The following is a 16,887-nucleotide window of genomic DNA, read 5'->3' on the forward strand; positions in this document are numbered from 1 at the left end:
GCGTTAAATCTGCCGCGCCAGCCGGCACTCCTGTTCTAGAACGTGTCTGAAAAAGGCTTTCTGCCACACAACCTGCCAGCTGTAATAATGCACTGGATTTACAGTGCCCTCACATACTCCTTGAACATCTCGCCTCTCTGCTCATAATTGTCAAACTGTCCCCAGCTTGCACATGCAGGAGATAAAAGGACTGCATCTCCGGCATTCGCCTTCTTGGCACATACCTGAACAGCCTCTTTCAGATCTTCGCAGAGGATGATATCATGGAAGCCATTCTTCTCAGCTGCTGCCTTGATTTTCTCCCTGGTCTGGCCGATCAGTACCAGATATCTTACCTTTCCGTCAAATGCCTGGATCCACTCATCATAGCTGGATTCCTTGTCATATCCGCCGCCGATCAGAAGTGTAGGACGGTTCATAGCCTGGATTCCCTTGATGGCTGCATCCGGGTTAGTTCCCTTGGAATCGTTATAGTAAGCCACACCATTCTTCTCCGTTACATACTCAATCCTGTGCTCAACAGCTGTAAATTCACAGATACTCTTACGGATGCTCTCCATCTCCACGCCTGCATAATAAGCCATGGCCACTGCTGCCATTACATTCTCAAAGTTATGGGTACCAAGAAGCTTCAGCTCCCCAGTCTTCACAACCGGAATCTCTTCTTCCGCAGTGCGGAGGATGATCTGGTCCCCTCTCAGGAAAATACCCTGTTCCAGTTCTCTTGCACTGGAAAAATATACAGCCTTCGGTACCAGGTTCCTGCCAAACTCACGAAGAACCTCATCCTCATAATTCAGGACACATACATCTTCCGGTCCCTGGTTGCTGGTGATCAGTTCTTTCACACGGATGTATTCTGCCATTGTGTGATGGCGGTTCAAATGATCCTCGGTGATATTTAAGATCGCACTTACCTTCGGAGCAAACTTCCAGATCGTCTCAAGCTGGAAGCTGCTGATCTCAGCAACGGTAATGGTCTCTTCCTTCATCTCCAGTGCTTTGGAGGTGTAAGGGGTTCCAATATTTCCAACCACAAATACAGACGGGCGGGCATCGGACATGATCTTGCCAAGAAGAGCTGTTGTGGTAGTTTTTCCGTTTGTTCCGGTAATTGCAAGAACTTCACCCTTTCCGGTCTGGTAAGCGAGCTCAACCTCCCCCCATACCGGAAGTCCCTGATCATAAAAGCCCTTCACAATGGGAAGGTCTGTTGGGACCCCAGGACTTAATACTACAAGATCCAGGCTTCCCAGAACTTTCTTCGGCAGCTCTCCTGCATAAACGGGAAGTTCATAATTGCCGCTTGTTTTATGTAATACGCTCTCTTTATCCAGATCTGCTTTTCCGTCGTAGAGAATGGGGCAGGCACCAACTGCGTTCAGAAGGTCAGCTGCACCGATCCCGCTTTTTCCAGCTCCGAAAACCAGTACTTTTTTTCCTTTTAATTCCATGATTCATTTCCTCCTTAATGCCTTACAATCAGGTAATCCCAAGGGCTTACAGAGCCAAAAGTCCGATCAGGCACATAATTGCAGTTACAATGGTAAACACTGCAACCACTCTGGCTTCTGACCATCCGCAAAGCTCAAAATGATGATGGATAGGAGCCATTTTAAAAATACGCTTGCCATGTGTGGCTTTAAAATAGGTTACCTGGATCATAACAGACAGTACTTCAACCAGGTAGACCAGTCCAACGATCAGGATAAACAGCGGCATCTGCAGCATATAAGCCACACCAGCCACAAACCCGCCAAGTGCCAGGGACCCGGTGTCTCCCATAAATACACTAGCCGGATATACATTGTAAAGCAAAAATCCCATCAGTCCGCCGATAACCGCGCAGGTAACCGGCTCAATTCCAGACTGGGTTCCAATGGATACCACAGTGAAAAATACGGCTACGATCAAAGTAACGCTGGTTGCAAGACCATCTACGCCATCTGTGAAGTTCACACCGTTAACCGTTCCGATCACAGCGAAAAACAGCACCGGAATGGCGAGCCAGCCCAGATTCAGATAATGTCCTCCCCAGAATGGTATGCGCATAGTCAGGGACACATCTGTATATTTCAGCAGGTAGAAGGTAAAAATACCGGTTACAACCACCTGAAGCAGAAATTTCTGCCACGGAAGAAGTCCGTCTGATCTTCTAAGCACTACCTTCAGATAATCATCCAGAAAACCGATCAGTCCGAATCCCAGAGTCAGGAACAATACTGGAATGATCTTTGGATAATCCTTCACATAAAACAGGGACGTAATAACCGTGGAGATCAGAAAGATCACGCCGCCCATTGTGGGAGTTCCTGCCTTTTTCAGATGGGACTGTACGCCTTCTGTTCTCTCTGTCTGTCCCATTTTCAGCTTACGCAAAAAAGGAATAATAACAGGTCCTAATACTGTACTGATCGCGAAGGAGATCAGCACCGGGATCACAATATGAAATTCCATCCTCACACCTCTTTAACTCTTTCGTTTTTTTCGTTCTTAAATTTTTGAAGCATCTTATAGTATAAAGCTTTTCCCTTTATTTATCAACCCAAAGGTTGGTTTTCCAAAAGATATTATTTCATGCTGATCACTGCCTCAAAAATATTTTTTATCACCGGTGCCGCAATGGTTCCCCCGTAATACACGCCCTTTGGATCATGGATAATGCAAAGTCCCAGGATCTGCGGATTTTCTGCGGGCATGAACCCAAGAAACGAAGAAATGTACCGGTTGGCACTTCTGGGCAGTGTCTGGGAAGTGGCGGTCTTTCCGCCTACGGTATAGCCCTCGATCCGGGCATTTCTGCCTGAGCCCTCAGATACAACCTTTTCCAGGATTCCCCTGACCGTTTCCGATGTTTTCTCCGAAATGATTCCCTCTTCCACCGGATATTCCAGCCTTCTTCCGCTGGTTCCATCTGCACTGAGCACAGAAACGCCAAAATGGGGTGTGATCCTTCTGCCCCCGTTGATCAGGGAGCTGACTGTTGTTGCCAGCTGAATGGGTGTGATCTGAAAGGACTGTCCAAACGCCACAGTTGCAAGCTCCACGTTTCCCATATTTTCCATTTTGTGCATAATGGTCCCAGCTTCTCCTGGCAGATCCACTCCTGTCTTTTTCAAAAGCCCGAACTGCTGGAAATAGTGATAATAATTTTCCACTCCAAGGCGGAGCCCTACTTCAATAAAGACGGGGTTGCAGGAATTCTGGGCACCTTCCACAAAGCTCTGGGAGCCATGCCCGGTACGCCTTGCACAGTGGATCCGCCTGTCGTCCACCAGCTTGTAGCCTGGACAGTAAAAACGGTCATTTACAGTCACCACCCCAGCCTCCAGTCCAGCAGACATGGTAATGATCTTAAAGGTGGAACCTGGTTCGTAAGTATCATTGAGACAGGGATTTCGCCACATCTGATTCAAAAGATCCTGCTTTTCCTTTTCTGTCATTTTGGAAGTGTCTGTATCCGTATTCAAAGTGAATGGATCATTCAGATCAAATTCCGGCACATTGACGCACACATAGATTTCCCCGTTCTGAGGATTCATAAGCAAAATAGAAACACGATCCGCCTGTTTTTCCTCCATTACTTTCAAAGCGGCCTGCTGGGCATATTGCTGCAAATCCACATCCAGGCTTATTTTCAGATTTTCTCCGGGGACAGGATCTTCCCGGCTCTCCCCTATCTGGTCGATTTCCACGCCTCTCGCATCTGTGGTGGTAAGAATTTTGCCTGCCTGTCCTTTTAAAATTTCTTCATACTTTACCTCAAGACCAATAATTCCCTGATTATCCCCTCCTGTAAATCCGAGGACCTTGGATGCCAGTGAGCTATAGGGGTAATATCTTTTGTAATCCTCATCCACTTTCACCCCATCCAGCTCATATCCACGTATTACGTCTCCCACTGATTTTTCCACATTTGTCTTAATTTTTTCAATTGAAGATAATTTTTCAACTCTTTTTCGGACAGCTGCACTGTCCATATCCAGTTCTTTTGATAAGATCTGGATCACCTTTTCCGGATCCTTTATCTGACTATGTATGACAGATATTGTGCACACGGTTTTGTTGTCAGCCAGAACCCGGCCTTTCACATCCAGGATCTGTCCTCTTGCCGCTTTGATAACCCGTTCTCTTTCATGAAGATCCTGGGCTTTCTTATAATAGTAATCAGACTTGAAGCCCATAAGAAAGACCAGCCTTCCCACAAGTCCCAGAAGCATCAGGGCACAAAGAAGAAACACGATCCAGATCTTTTTCCTGTGAAAGGTCATTGTTTTTTTCATAAAAAAACCCCCTACTGAAATTATCATAACTAATATATGAACATTTCAGCAGGGGATATGTGTTATATCATGTGGAACCAGAAGGTCTGTTTTCCGGCTGTCCGTTTTCGCTGCGGCAAATTTTTAATCTAATCCGGCCTCTTCGTTGGTGAGGCCCTCGCTTTCCATGTTGTTGTCTTCAATGGGATCTGTAGTGTCTTCTGGAGGTCCCGGTACATTTGTGTCTGAAACAGCTTCCGGCAAAATCTCTCCGGCAGAACCGCTGTAGGTATTATCGAGCCCATCCAGATTAGTGGATTTAATATAATTCCCATCGGAATCCACCTGATAGCTTCCGTCGCTGTTCAGAAGATATCCATTCTCATCAATACGGTTACCATCCCAATCGATTCGGTTACCTTCGCTGTCTACCAGATTTCCATTCTCATCGATCTGGCTGTCAGAAATGGAATTTACATGACCGCTGAAATTCTCCCAAAGCTCTGTCTCCGGAATGGTTCCGTCAGTAGATTCATCTGGCTGGATGTTCATATACGGAAGAAGCTCAGAAAGAATGGCCTGTGCCACATACTGCGGATACACACTGCTGGCCTGATCTTCTACATTTGGCTCATCAATTACTACATAGATTAAAACCTGCGGATCGTCAACAGGGGCAAAACCAATAAAGGAAACTACGTACTTTCCATTTCCACGGGGGAATTTCTCAGCAGTTCCTGTTTTACCGCCTGAGCTGTAGCCCTGGACTTTGGAAGTCATACTGGTACCCTGCTCCACACTGGCCTGCATATAGCTTCTGATATCAGCTGAGATGCTGGAGGAAATAGTCTGTTTCTGAAGCAGCGGATTAATGGTCTTTATGGTGGCACCGCTGGCATCTTTAATCTTTGTCACAAGATGAGGCTGGTAATAATAACCACCATTGATAACCGAACACATTGCATTGATCTCCTGGATCATGGTACAGCTGAAGCCCTGTCCGAATGCGGAGCATGCAAGCTCTGTTTCCTTCATGGTATCAATGGTATGCATGATACCGTAGCCTTCATTGGGAAGATCGATTCCTGTACGGCTTCCAAAGTTGAAAGTGCTCTGTGCCTTCAGGAAGTTCTCTGCCCCCATCTTTGCACCGATCTGCATCATAGCATCGTTGCAGGAATTTGCGATTACTTCAGCCAGGGTTTCCATTCCATGTCCGTAGACATTTGCACACTTGATGGTGGTCATATTTCCCTGTACACCGAAGTTCTGGAACCCATCGCAATAAAAGGTATCACTGGTGGAAATTTTTCCCTGCTCCAGTGCAGCTGCCATAACAATGGGCTTTACAACAGAACCCGGTTCGTAAATATCTGTTACACAGAAGTTATTCCACATTGCACTTAACGCATCCATGGTCTCTGTGTCATTCATGGCTGCAATTTCGTCCTCTGAATAAAGAGAAGACATGTCTCTTGGAGCATTCAGATCATACCGGTCACCGCCATCCATGGCAAGGATCTCACCAGTTGAAGGATTCTCTACAATGACTCCCATATTCTTGGATCCAGTCGATTCCTGAAAAGCATTTACCCACTTTTCTACAATCTGCTGGATTCCCAGATCCAGACTGAGCTCCAGGCTTTTTCCATCTGTAGCTTCAATAATGGTCTGCTCCACATTTGCATCATCATTAAAGTAGCCATACTGGCGGCCATCTGTTCCTGTCAGGCTGCTGTTGTAATAGCCTTCAATTCCGTAGTCAGCAGTATCTCTGCTAAAAGTAAATCCAATGGTATCACAGGCAAGCTCATTGTATGGATAGACTCTTAAATAATCCTCTTCAAACCATACGCCTTTGATGTTGTTCTTTTCCTGGATTTCCGCCGGTGTCATGGTGGTGTCTTCCGGCACACTGCAGTAATCCTCGAATGCCTTTTTATCATCCATGGAAACCTGCTTCATGACAACCTGGTACTGGCTCTCTTTCGTCTCATCAGCAGTAAGTCTGGTACGGATATCACCTTCATCCAGACCAAACATTTCCACAAGGGCTTTTACCGTAGGATTGATATAATCCGAATTTTCATTAACGGCTTTGCAGTCCAGTACAACATTATACACCTTGTTGCTGGTTGCCAGAATGTTGCCATTCCGGTCATAAATAGTGCCTCTTTTTGCTGGCATTGTGCGGTTTTCATATTTCTGCTGTGCCTGGCTCAGCACCTGCTTTTTATATTTCTCACCGCTATGCAGATTGTAATAGGTTACAACTGCCAATAAAACGACTAAAGCTCCCAATACTCCAACAAAGAGTATTGACAGCTTGTTTTTCATAATGTGATTTATTTTCTTTATGGGTTTTCTTTTCTTTTTTCTCTCTGAAGTACTCAATCAAACACCTGCCTTCTGTACCTTTACTTTCCGGTTACGTCCTGATACTGTCTTACATAGCTGCCGCCTTCTGTAGTATAGGTTTCCGTCTGCTGGTTGCTTGGATATTTCATTCCCAGACGTCCGATGGCAATTTTTCTGATTCTCTCAAGATCCACATTGGAAGTCACCTGACTTTCATATGCATCATTGTCTTCTTTTAATTCCGCCAGCTGTGATTCCAGAGTTGCCAGCTGACTTCTTTTACTTGTACATTCTGTCTTAAGCCTTAAATAATTAATGCTGCAAAATACGATCACAACCCCCAGCACTCCCAGGAATATGGCAAAATTGCGGTTCATATTGCTGGCCTTGGCACGATTTCTGCGTGCCTCCCGGCTGAGAACCTTGTTCTGGCGCGCCGCCTGCTGCTCTGGTGTAATTTCTGGTTGTGCTTTTTTCCTGCGAGCTGAATGCTCCGGCTGACGGTATTCCCTTTTCTGGGGAACTTCCTGTACCTTCCGGACAGTGTTTCCGTCAACATACGTATTCTGTGAACGTCTTCCCGACGTAGTACGCCTGCCTGTCTCCGCCATTTTTTACCCTTCTTTTAAAGTCTTCTTTCAAAAATTCGAAGTTTAGCGCTCTTAGAACGCGGATTCTCTTCCATTTCTTCATCACTTGGAAGAATTGGTTTCCTTGTGATGACTCTCCCCTTGGATTTCTTCCCGCACACACAGACCGGGAAATCCGGAGGACAGGTACACGGGTTCTCATTCTTTCGGAAAATTGTCTTAACAATTCTGTCTTCCAATGAATGGAACGTGATAATGCAAAGCCTTCCGCCATCATCCAGAAGACCGATCATTCCATCTAAGGAATCTCGAAGCACATCCAGTTCCTTATTCAGTTCGATCCGGATTGCCTGGAAAGTACGCTTGGCAGGATGCCCTCCCGCCGCCTGTATTTTCATAGGAATGGATTCCCGGATAATCTGGGTAAGCTGGCCAGTTGTCATAATGGGGGCCTGCTGCCTTGCTGCTACTATATGTTTCGCGATATTTTTCGCAAATTTATCTTCTCCGTAATCGCGGATAATACGATACAATTCTCTTTCTTCATAACCGTTAACAATGTCACTGGCTGTCTGCGTCTGTCTCTGATCCATGCGCATGTCAAGAGGTGCATCTACCCGGTAGGTAAATCCACGTTCTTCATTGTCCAGCTGATATGAGGATACTCCCAGATCCAGAACAATGCCGTCAACCTTGTGAATCCCCCTTGCAGCAAGTTCCTGTACCATGTAACAATAATTGCTGCGAATGATTGTCACCTGATCAAAGGCGGCAAGCCGTTCACTCGCAGCAATTATCGCATCCTGGTCTTGATCTATACCAATAAATCTCCCCTTGGCAGAAAGTTTCCTGCATACCTCTATGGCATGTCCTGCGCCGCCCAAAGTGCCATCCACGTAGATACCATCTGGCTTCACATTAAGTCCGCCAACGGTTTCATCCAGTAATACAGATTTGTGTTTAAATTCCATTTCCGTCTCCTGTTGGATATTCGCTTATTCTATGCTCAAATGACGATTCCCATGTTCTCCATGCCGGCAGCAATGCTGTTCATATCGTCATAATCGCAGTTTTCGCTCCATTTCTCCTTGCTCCAGACTTCCACCCGGCTTAAGCTTCCAGCCAGAATCACATCCTTCTCCAGACCAGCAAATTCGCGCAACGTCTGTGGTACGAGAATTCTCCCCTGCTTGTCCAGTTCACATGTGGTGGCGCCTGCTACAAAGAATCGCGAAAAGGCTCTCGCGTCTTTATTTGTAAGTGGTAATGCTCTGAGCTTCTCTTCAAAGGCTTCCCATTCATCCATCGGATAAATGTAGAGACAACCATCAAGCCCTCTGGTCAGAACAAATTCCTCGCCTAAGGGTTCCCTGAATTTAGCCGGGATAATCAAACGCCCCTTCGCGTCGATTGTATGATTGTACTCGCCCATGAACATAAAAAAACTCACCTACTCTCGTGAAATACGAGTCTCCCCCTCGTATCTCATGACTGGAAACAAATGGAAGTTCTGCCACTTCGTCCCCATTTGTCACCACTTTTCTCCACTTCCTACCACTTATGCAATCATTCTAACCCATTTGTGCACAAATTACAAGTGGGAAATTATGAATTAAATTACATAATTCTGTTACAAACTCCTTACGCTTTCCACAAAAAAGGATTTCTGCGACAGCTTTTTCCACATTTTTGAAATCATGCATTTGCAAAAAACGTCACTTTAGTGGGCTCATCCCCACCAAAGTGACGCTTTTTTAACCCAGATTCACATATCTGGCTATTACATGATCAATCTTCCTGCTGATTGGCAGGTTTTTTTGCAAATCGCCGCGGCTTGCTATACAGCCATTCATCATCTTCTGAAAATGATGGATTCTTTGCAACAGCAGTGTCTTTCTCAGAAGCAGAGACAGTGTCTTCCACTGACTGTGCTGGCTCTTCAGATTCCGGTAAAGCTTCGTCCTCCGAAATTTCTTCTGGACTATTCTCTTCCGAAGCGTTCCCATCCGGGCCTTCATCCTCTGTAGCTTCTTCAGGGACTTCTTCATCCTGATATATTTCAGCAGAAGCGTCTTCCTCCACAGGGGAAGTATTTTCCCTTTCTTCTTCCGGAGCACTTTCATAAACCGCTGTATTTCCTGAATACGTTTCTGGCACTTCACCGGCTTTTTCATCTGCAAAAGCCCTCTCCAGCCTGAGCCGGTCCCTGTATTCTTCTGCTTCCGCCTCTCTGGCAGCTCTTTCCTGTGCTTCATAGTCCTGTTCTCTCCTGCGTCTGCGTCTTGCAGCCCGCTTTTTCGCCATAGTCCCTTCCACTGCAGCAACCAGCGCACAGATCAAAAACAGTGCTGCTGAAATCAGCTGGGAAATTCCAATGGAAGTACCTGGAATCAGAAGCTTGTCAGTCCGAAGATACTCAATTACAAACCGTCCCAGCCCATATCCTGCCAGATATCTGAGAAACACCTGTCCCTGAAAACACTTTTTCCGTTTCCACACCAGCATCAGCAGAAATAAAAGCAGACACCATGCGCTTTCGTAAAAAAATGTGGGATGTACCTGAATATAAGATGTACCTCCTATGGTTTCCAGATTTTCCCTCATGGCAGAGGTCACTTCACTGGAACGTACAGCGGATAAGGGAAGCTGCATTGCAAATATACTGTTCGTATACTCTCCGAAGGATTCCCGGTTAAAGAAATCCCCCCACCTTCCTATTATCTGCGCTACGATGATTCCCATACTGGCAGTATCTGCCATCTGCATAAACGGCTTTCTGCGCACACCACAGTAAATGGCTGCGCCCAGCATTCCGCCGAACAGTCCGCCATAAAAGCAAAGGCCGCCATTTCTGATGTTGAAAATCTGCACGATATTGCCTTTATAAAGATTCCAGGAGCAGGCCACATAAAGCAATCTGGCTCCAATCACACCGAAAAGCAGGGAAATGATCATCATCTCCAGATATTCATCTTTATTCTCGCCACACCGCTTCGCTTCCAGAATTACAAATCCCAGTCCCAGAAGCATTCCAAGAGCTATTATAAGGCCAAAGAATGTAATTTCGAATCCAAAAATTTGAATGGATTTTCCTACATAATCCAGGTTTATCCCCAGATTTGGAAACTGAATTGACATCTATGCTATCCCTCTGTTTCATTCTGAATCGTTACTCTATCACACATTAAACCGGAATAAGATCACATCGCCATCCTGCACTACGTAATCCTTTCCTTCCATTCTTACCAGACCTTTCTCTCTTGCACCAGCGTAGGAGCCGCAGTCCAGAAGATCCTGATAATTTACCACTTCAGCTTTAATGAAACCACGTTCAAAATCGGAATGGATCTTACCAGCAGCCTGTGGTGCCTTTGTTCCGATCTTGATGGTCCATGCTCTTGTCTCATCCTCTCCGGAAGTAAGGAAACTCATAAGGCCAAGCAGATGATAGCTTGCCTTTACCAGCTTCTCAAGGCCGGATTCCTTAAGTCCCAGATCCTCTAGGAACATTTTTCTCTCATCCTCGTCCAGCTCGGAAATCTCTTCCTCAATCTGGGCACAAATTACGAAAATCTCACTATTCTGCTCAGCAGCGTATTTTCTGACTGCCTGTACATGTGCATTGTCAGCACCGTCATTTGCAAGATCGTCCTCTGCAACATTTGCTGCATAGATAACCGGTTTCTGGGTGAGCAGATTATAGGTTCCCATCCAGGCTTCCTCATCCTCATTCTCCAGTTCCATGGTGATAGCCATCTTACCATCTTCCAGCCATTTCTTGACCTTCTGAAGAAAATCAAGCTCTTTGGCAGCTTCTTTATCCATACGGGCTGTCTTGGTCACCTTGGCAATTCTTCTCTCCAGAATCTCCAGGTCAGAGAAGATCAGCTCCAGGTTGATGGTCTCAATATCACGGATCGGGTCAATGCTTCCGTCTACATGAATTACATTGGTATCCTCAAAGCAACGAACTACGTGAACAATGGCATCGACCTCACGGATATTTGCAAGGAACTGGTTTCCAAGACCTTCTCCCTTAGAAGCACCTTTTACAAGACCTGCAATATCTACGAACTCTATAACAGCCGGTGTCACCTTCTTGGAATGATAAAAATCTCCAAGCAGCGCAAGCCTCTCATCTGGTACCGTAACAACTCCCACGTTAGGATCAATGGTGCAGAACGGATAGTTGGCAGATTCTGCGCCAGCCTTTGTCAGAGAGTTAAAAAGTGTACTTTTTCCTACATTTGGTAATCCAACGATTCCTAATTTCATTTTATCCTATTTCTCCTTATTTTTAGGGGCGTCTGACATTTCTTTACGCCATTTTTTGTTATTATAACACAAACAGTGGAATTGTGATATATTTCCAGCCCCTTATTTTGCAATATAATGTTTTTTCAAACAGGCTCTAGTATGGTATCCATCTTGTACATCGAATATTAACTATTTCAGATCTCTGGACATGATCATGAGAAGGCAGCCCTTTTCATAAAGCACCTGCGCCTGTTTCTCCTGGATCTCGTTGCTGACAGTGAATCCGCAGTTGTCCGGAGTAAGACAGTAATGATCCAGTGGATATTTGAATCCCTTCAGGGTAAGTCCTTCTACTGTTTCTCCAGCTGCAAAAAAGGAAACATATTTTCCGAATTGTGTGTCTTTTCGAATAATATGTCCATTTTCCACAAAGCAGATATAATTCTGCGCATCTGCCAGGATCACATGAACACCTTTTTTTCTGCCATACTGCAGAAGTCCCATGTTTCCAATAAAATGATCCAGTCTTCCACCTGTTGCACCAAGGATCAGGATGTTCTTTGCTCCTTTTTCAATTGCAAGATCTAAGGTAGACTGGGTATCCGTATCATCCTTTTCCGGATTCAATTTTACGATTTCTGTACCAGAAAGACTCTCCAAATAGGCTTTTCCTTCCTTGGACAAGCTGTCGAAATCCCCATCTGCAATGTCTGGGGTAAGCCCTGTTTCCCGAAAGAAATCCAGACCTCTGTCAGCCGCCAGCAAAAGCAGTTTCTCTCCTTTTTTCTCTTTTTCTATTTTTTTTATAAAATCGAGGGCAAAATCTTTCTGGATCATGCCCCCGCTTACAATTACTGTATCTATCATGCTATCTCTCACTCGATCCTGTCGCCGATTTCTTCGATCTCTTTCTGAATGTGACGTACATTTTCTGCAATATCTCCGCCAAACACCCAGGATCCGGCAACAAAAATATTGGCTCCAGCCTTCATAACCGTTTCCAGGGTATCTCCGTTGATTCCACCGTCAACCTCAATATCCACACTCAGATTCTCTTTGTCGATCAGTTCCTTCAGCTCCTGAATCTTCTCTGTACACTCATCCATATATTTCTGTCCGCCAAAGCCAGGCTGTACAGTCATTACAAGAACCATATCCACATCCTCAAGCATGTGGCTGATATCATTTACCGGAGTAGCAGGTTTAATGGAAACTCCAACCTTCACGCCTGCATCCTTGATACGCTCTATGGTCCGCTCCAGATCTTCGCAGGCCTCTGCGTGAACGGTAATAGAATCTGCACCACAGTTTACAAAATCCTGAATGTACCTTTCCGGCTCTGTCACCATAAGATGAACATCAAAAAACATCTTAGACTCTTTACGGATGGATTTGATTACCGGCATTCCAAATGAAATGCTTGGCACAAAATCACCATCCATAACATCAATGTGGAGCCACTTGACTCCTTCGTTTTCAAGAATTTTGATCTGTTCGCCCAGGCGGTTAAAATCCGCTGATAAAATGGAAGGGCATAGCTGATACATAGTTTTAGTATCTCCTTTTCTCTTTTAATTCCTCATATAATGCCAGATAGTCATCGTACCGCAGCTGGCTGATTTTTCCCTCTGCCAGTGCTTCCTTTACTGCACAATCCGGTTCATGGATGTGCATACATCCCTGAAAGCGGCACTGCGGCTCATATTTCACAAATTCCGGGAAATAATCCCGAAGTTCTCCCTCTTCCATATCTGTTAGATATAAAGAAGAAAATCCCGGAGTGTCCACCAGAAAAGTATCCTTTTCTACTGGAATCACCTGGGAATGTCTGGTAGTGTGCTTGCCTCGCTTCAGCTTTTTGCTGATCTCACCGGTCTCCATCTGTACCTCACCCTGCATACAGTTGGTGATGGAAGATTTTCCTACCCCGGAAGGTCCGGCAACTACTGTTGTCTTTCCCTTCAGGACCTGACGGATCTGATCAATCCCTTCTCCCTCATAGGTACTGGAAAGGATCACCTGATATCCACATCCTGTATAGGTTTCATACAACAGTTCCAGTTCTTCCTTCTCTCCCAGATCCTTCTTGTTAAAACAGATAACAGCAGGAATTCCCTGCTGCTCCATCATGATCAGAAACCGATCCAGAAGAAGGAAATTAGGTTTGGGATTCTCCATCGCAAAAATCACAAATGCCTGGTCTACATTAGCCACAGCAGGACGGATCAGAGAATTCCGGCGGGGAAGGATGGCAGTCACACTGCCCTCCTTCTTCTCCTCGTCCAGAACTGTAATCTCCACATTATCTCCTACCAGCGGCTTGAAATTGTCCTTTCGGAAAATCCCCTTGGCTTTGCATTCGTAAACATTGCCGTCTTCTGCATAGATATAATAAAAACCTGCAATTCCTTTAACGATCTTTCCCTGCATGGATTACTCTGCCTTCTCAAAAGTAAGAGGATAATGCCCAAGCTCCTGGTAGCTTCCGTCAGACTGCTGTTCAGACAGATATAAGGTTCCCTCAGCCACTCCAGGTGCACCTGTGATATCCAGCTGATATGGGAATGTAAGCTGCTGTCCGTCTACAACAGTGTTTGCAGTTGGAACTCCATCCACCTCCTGAACCAGTTCCAGCCTGATCAGACCGCCATTATATCCGGTCGGTGTGTTCAGTCTCTGTGTACATTTCCATACTTCGCCGTTTGCTACTGCCTGGGAAGTATCTGTGGAAGAGCTCTGTGTATCTGATGTGGATGGATCCTGGCTGCCGCTGCTTACGGTAATGGTAACAGCATCCTGATCCGGATCTGCATATACAGGATCATCATCTGTAAATCCGATCGGATCCTGAGAAATAACAGTTCCTTCTGCAACCTCTGTACTCATCTGCTGCTCTACATTGATATTAATGAATTTGCCAAGCTTTGCAATTGCCTCATTTTTCTCCAGGCCAGTTACATCCGGAACCTGGACGCTGTCGCCATAGTTAATACCACGGCTGATGGTAAGCGTAACGGTATCTCCTGCCTTTACAGTGCTTCCTGCTGCTGGCTCAGTATCCAGAACACATCCAATATCCACAGAAGAACTGCTGTCTTCATCTGGATAGATCTTATTAATCTGAACGGTTACGCCCTGGCTTTCCAGAGTTTCCTGTGCTGTGGCACCATTTTGTCCAAACAGATCTGGCATTGTGATCTGCTCAGAGCCTTTACTTACATAATAGTTGATTGTAGAATTTTTAGCGATCTGTGTTCCCTCTACAGGATCCTGGGCAGAAATATTACCTTTTTCCTGTGTAGAAGCCTCTTCACCTTTATAGCTCATTCCAATATTTAAGGATGCACAAAGCTCCTGGGCCTCTGCCTCAGTTTTGCCAATCAGATCTGGTGCAGCGACCATTCCGTCATCCTCACTGCTCTGTGTGGTATCTGCTGCCGGCTGCTCCTGCTGACTGCTGGTATCGTTCTTACTTTCTCCACCGATCAGGCCTGCTGCTTTTCCAACTACAAGGATTACTGCAATAAGAACTGCAGCGCCCACGATCAGTGCAATAATGCTTCCAGCTACGCTGACGCCCCTTTTCTGTTTCTTAATGCGTCTCTCTCTGTCCTCACGCTCTCTGTCCCGTTCCCGTTCTCTGCTCTTGCGGGAGCGTTCTGGCTTCTCATCCTCGTCATAGCCATAATCATCGTCATCATAATTGGTCTCGTTCAACTCTTTTTCAAGAGCCTCGATATCTGGTTTGACGGTCTGCTTAGGAGTATGCTTAATCTCTCCAAGCTCTTCATCTGAGATCACAACTGTCTTTGCCTCTGTATCTACTGAGGTCAGCTTTACGAAATCGCCCTGTGGATCGATCAGAGAATGCTTCAGATCTGCGATCACATCTTCCATCTTATTGTATCTGCGGTCCACACTCTTCTGGGTACATTTCATAATGATCTGTTCCAGGCTATATGGAAGATCTGGTGAATATACGCTTGGCGGTACCATTTCCTCCTGAAGATGCTTAATTGCAATGGCAACTGTAGTATCTCCGTCAAAAGGTACACGTCCCGTTACCATCTCATACAGGGTGATACCAAGAGAATAAATATCGCTCTTCTCGTCGCTGTATCCGCCTCTTACCTGCTCCGGTGAGCTGTAATGTACAGAGCCCATAACATTGGAACTGATAGTATTGGAAGATGCAGCTCTGGCAATTCCGAAGTCTGTTACCTTCACCTTTCCGTCTGTAGAAATAATAATGTTCTGCGGCTTTACATCACGGTGTACAATTCCGTGGCTATGTGCAGCCTCCAGTCCCATAGATACCTGAATGGCAATACTGGTAGCTTCTTTTACAGAAAGCTTGCCCTTCTTGGAAATATATTCCTTTAGGGTAATTCCCTCGATCAGCTCCATTACAATATAATAGACACCCTCATCATCTCCTACGTCAAATACATTTACAATATTAGGATGAGTAAGACCTGCTGCTGCCTGGGCTTCACTTCTGAATTTCTTTACAAAAGTAGCATCCTCTCTGAATTCCGGCTTCAGAACCTTAACCGCAACAAAACGATTCAGTTTATGGTCCATTGCCTTGTATACGTCCGCCATTCCGCCAGTACCGATTTTACTTACAATTTCATAGCGTTCTGCTATAATCATACCTGTCTTTAACATGTTTCCACCTCATTCGTGAATGGTTCTATCAATATGATTGCAATGTTATCCTTGCCGCCGTTGTTGTTGGCTTCCTGTATAAGAGTATCGCCCTTCCAGGTAATATCCTCATCAGAATTCAATATGATTTCTTCCATTTTTTTGTCTTCCACCATATTACTGAGACCATCGGAACACATCAGGATCGTGCTTCCTGGTTCCAGACGCATATCAAAAAAATCCACATCTATGGTTTTCTCTGCTCCCAGAGCTCTGGTGATAATATTCTTATCCGGATGATTTCTTGCCTCCTCAGCAGTGATCTCGCCCAGTCTTACCATTTCCTGAACCAGTGAATGGTCTCTGGTAACCTGCCGGAGCTGTTTGTCAACCACATACAGTCTGCTGTCTCCCACATTGGCAACATAGGCATACTGGCCCACGATGGTGGCTACTACCATGGTAGTTCCCATTCCACGAAGCTTTTCGTCTTTCTGTGCCTGTTCTATAATCTCTGTGTTCGCAGTCTCAATGGCATGACGGATTACCTTTACAGGATTATAATCCGTATCCTCCCTGATTTCATCTACTAGTATCCTGACAGCGTGAGAGGAAGCATAATCACCTGCATTGTGCCCTCCCATTCCATCAGCGACTGCAAAAAGATTGGGGAGATTTCCAACCGAGTCACTGGAAGCGAACACATAATCCTGGTTCATCTTCCGCTTCATTCCTATATTCGTAGCTGAATATACCCTCATGTCACTTCT

The 16,887-nt window shown here is 45.4% G+C and carries 14 protein-coding genes; all 14 read right to left on the reverse strand.

Annotated elements, in window-relative coordinates; translation table 11 throughout:
- Window positions 1-98: 98 nt before the first annotated feature.
- Entirely contained in the window at window positions 99-1,454 is a 1,356-nt protein-coding gene (murD, locus tag LIQ05_RS01310; protein ID WP_226818017.1) for a UDP-N-acetylmuramoyl-L-alanine--D-glutamate ligase, read from the reverse strand.
- Window positions 1,455-1,500: 46 nt separating this feature from the next.
- On the reverse strand, window positions 1,501-2,457 hold the full coding sequence (gene mraY / locus LIQ05_RS01315; RefSeq protein ID WP_226818018.1) for a phospho-N-acetylmuramoyl-pentapeptide-transferase: 957 nt from the start codon (window positions 2,455-2,457) through the stop codon (window positions 1,501-1,503).
- A gap of 113 nt (window positions 2,458-2,570) precedes the next feature.
- Window positions 2,571-4,283 (reverse strand): peptidoglycan D,D-transpeptidase FtsI family protein, encoded by a 1,713-nt coding sequence (locus LIQ05_RS01320; RefSeq protein WP_226818019.1) that lies wholly within the window; start codon window positions 4,281-4,283, stop codon window positions 2,571-2,573.
- A 123-nt stretch (window positions 4,284-4,406) separates the two neighbouring features.
- Window positions 4,407-6,599 (reverse strand): peptidoglycan D,D-transpeptidase FtsI family protein, encoded by a 2,193-nt coding sequence (locus LIQ05_RS01325; RefSeq protein WP_226818020.1) that lies wholly within the window; start codon window positions 6,597-6,599, stop codon window positions 4,407-4,409.
- An 80-nt stretch (window positions 6,600-6,679) separates the two neighbouring features.
- Window positions 6,680-7,231 (reverse strand): septum formation initiator family protein, encoded by a 552-nt coding sequence (locus LIQ05_RS01330; RefSeq protein WP_226818021.1) that lies wholly within the window; start codon window positions 7,229-7,231, stop codon window positions 6,680-6,682.
- A gap of 14 nt (window positions 7,232-7,245) precedes the next feature.
- On the reverse strand, window positions 7,246-8,181 hold the full coding sequence (gene rsmH / locus LIQ05_RS01335; RefSeq protein WP_226818022.1) for a 16S rRNA (cytosine(1402)-N(4))-methyltransferase RsmH: 936 nt from the start codon (window positions 8,179-8,181) through the stop codon (window positions 7,246-7,248).
- A 35-nt stretch (window positions 8,182-8,216) separates the two neighbouring features.
- Window positions 8,217-8,648 carry a division/cell wall cluster transcriptional repressor MraZ gene (gene mraZ / locus LIQ05_RS01340; protein ID WP_226818023.1) on the reverse strand — a complete coding sequence of 144 codons (432 nt, stop codon included), beginning with the start codon at window positions 8,646-8,648 and terminating at the stop codon, window positions 8,217-8,219.
- A gap of 350 nt (window positions 8,649-8,998) precedes the next feature.
- Window positions 8,999-10,348: a prolipoprotein diacylglyceryl transferase gene (gene lgt, locus LIQ05_RS01345; RefSeq protein ID WP_226818024.1), complete on the reverse strand. Its 1,350-nt coding sequence runs from the start codon at window positions 10,346-10,348 to the stop codon at window positions 8,999-9,001.
- Window positions 10,349-10,387: 39 nt separating this feature from the next.
- Window positions 10,388-11,485, reverse strand: coding sequence for a redox-regulated ATPase YchF (ychF, locus tag LIQ05_RS01350; RefSeq protein WP_226818025.1), 1,098 nt, complete (start codon window positions 11,483-11,485; stop codon window positions 10,388-10,390).
- Between the two features lie 171 nt (window positions 11,486-11,656).
- Window positions 11,657-12,334: a thiamine diphosphokinase gene (locus LIQ05_RS01355; protein ID WP_226818026.1), complete on the reverse strand. Its 678-nt coding sequence runs from the start codon at window positions 12,332-12,334 to the stop codon at window positions 11,657-11,659.
- An 8-nt stretch (window positions 12,335-12,342) separates the two neighbouring features.
- Window positions 12,343-13,014, reverse strand: coding sequence for a ribulose-phosphate 3-epimerase (rpe, locus tag LIQ05_RS01360; protein ID WP_226818027.1), 672 nt, complete (start codon window positions 13,012-13,014; stop codon window positions 12,343-12,345).
- Window positions 13,015-13,018: 4 nt separating this feature from the next.
- Window positions 13,019-13,897 (reverse strand): ribosome small subunit-dependent GTPase A, encoded by an 879-nt coding sequence (rsgA, locus tag LIQ05_RS01365; RefSeq protein ID WP_226818028.1) that lies wholly within the window; start codon window positions 13,895-13,897, stop codon window positions 13,019-13,021.
- A gap of 3 nt (window positions 13,898-13,900) precedes the next feature.
- Window positions 13,901-16,138, reverse strand: a complete 2,238-nt coding sequence (pknB, locus tag LIQ05_RS01370) for a Stk1 family PASTA domain-containing Ser/Thr kinase (RefSeq protein ID WP_226818029.1) — start codon at window positions 16,136-16,138, stop codon at window positions 13,901-13,903.
- Window positions 16,132-16,878: a Stp1/IreP family PP2C-type Ser/Thr phosphatase gene (locus tag LIQ05_RS01375; protein ID WP_226818030.1), complete on the reverse strand. Its 747-nt coding sequence runs from the start codon at window positions 16,876-16,878 to the stop codon at window positions 16,132-16,134. Before LIQ05_RS01375 ends, pknB begins: the two co-directional genes overlap by 7 nt.
- Window positions 16,879-16,887: the final 9 nt, after the last annotated feature.

The sequence above is a fragment of the Blautia glucerasea genome (assembly GCF_020537505.1).
GTDB lineage: Bacteria > Bacillota > Clostridia > Lachnospirales > Lachnospiraceae > Blautia_A.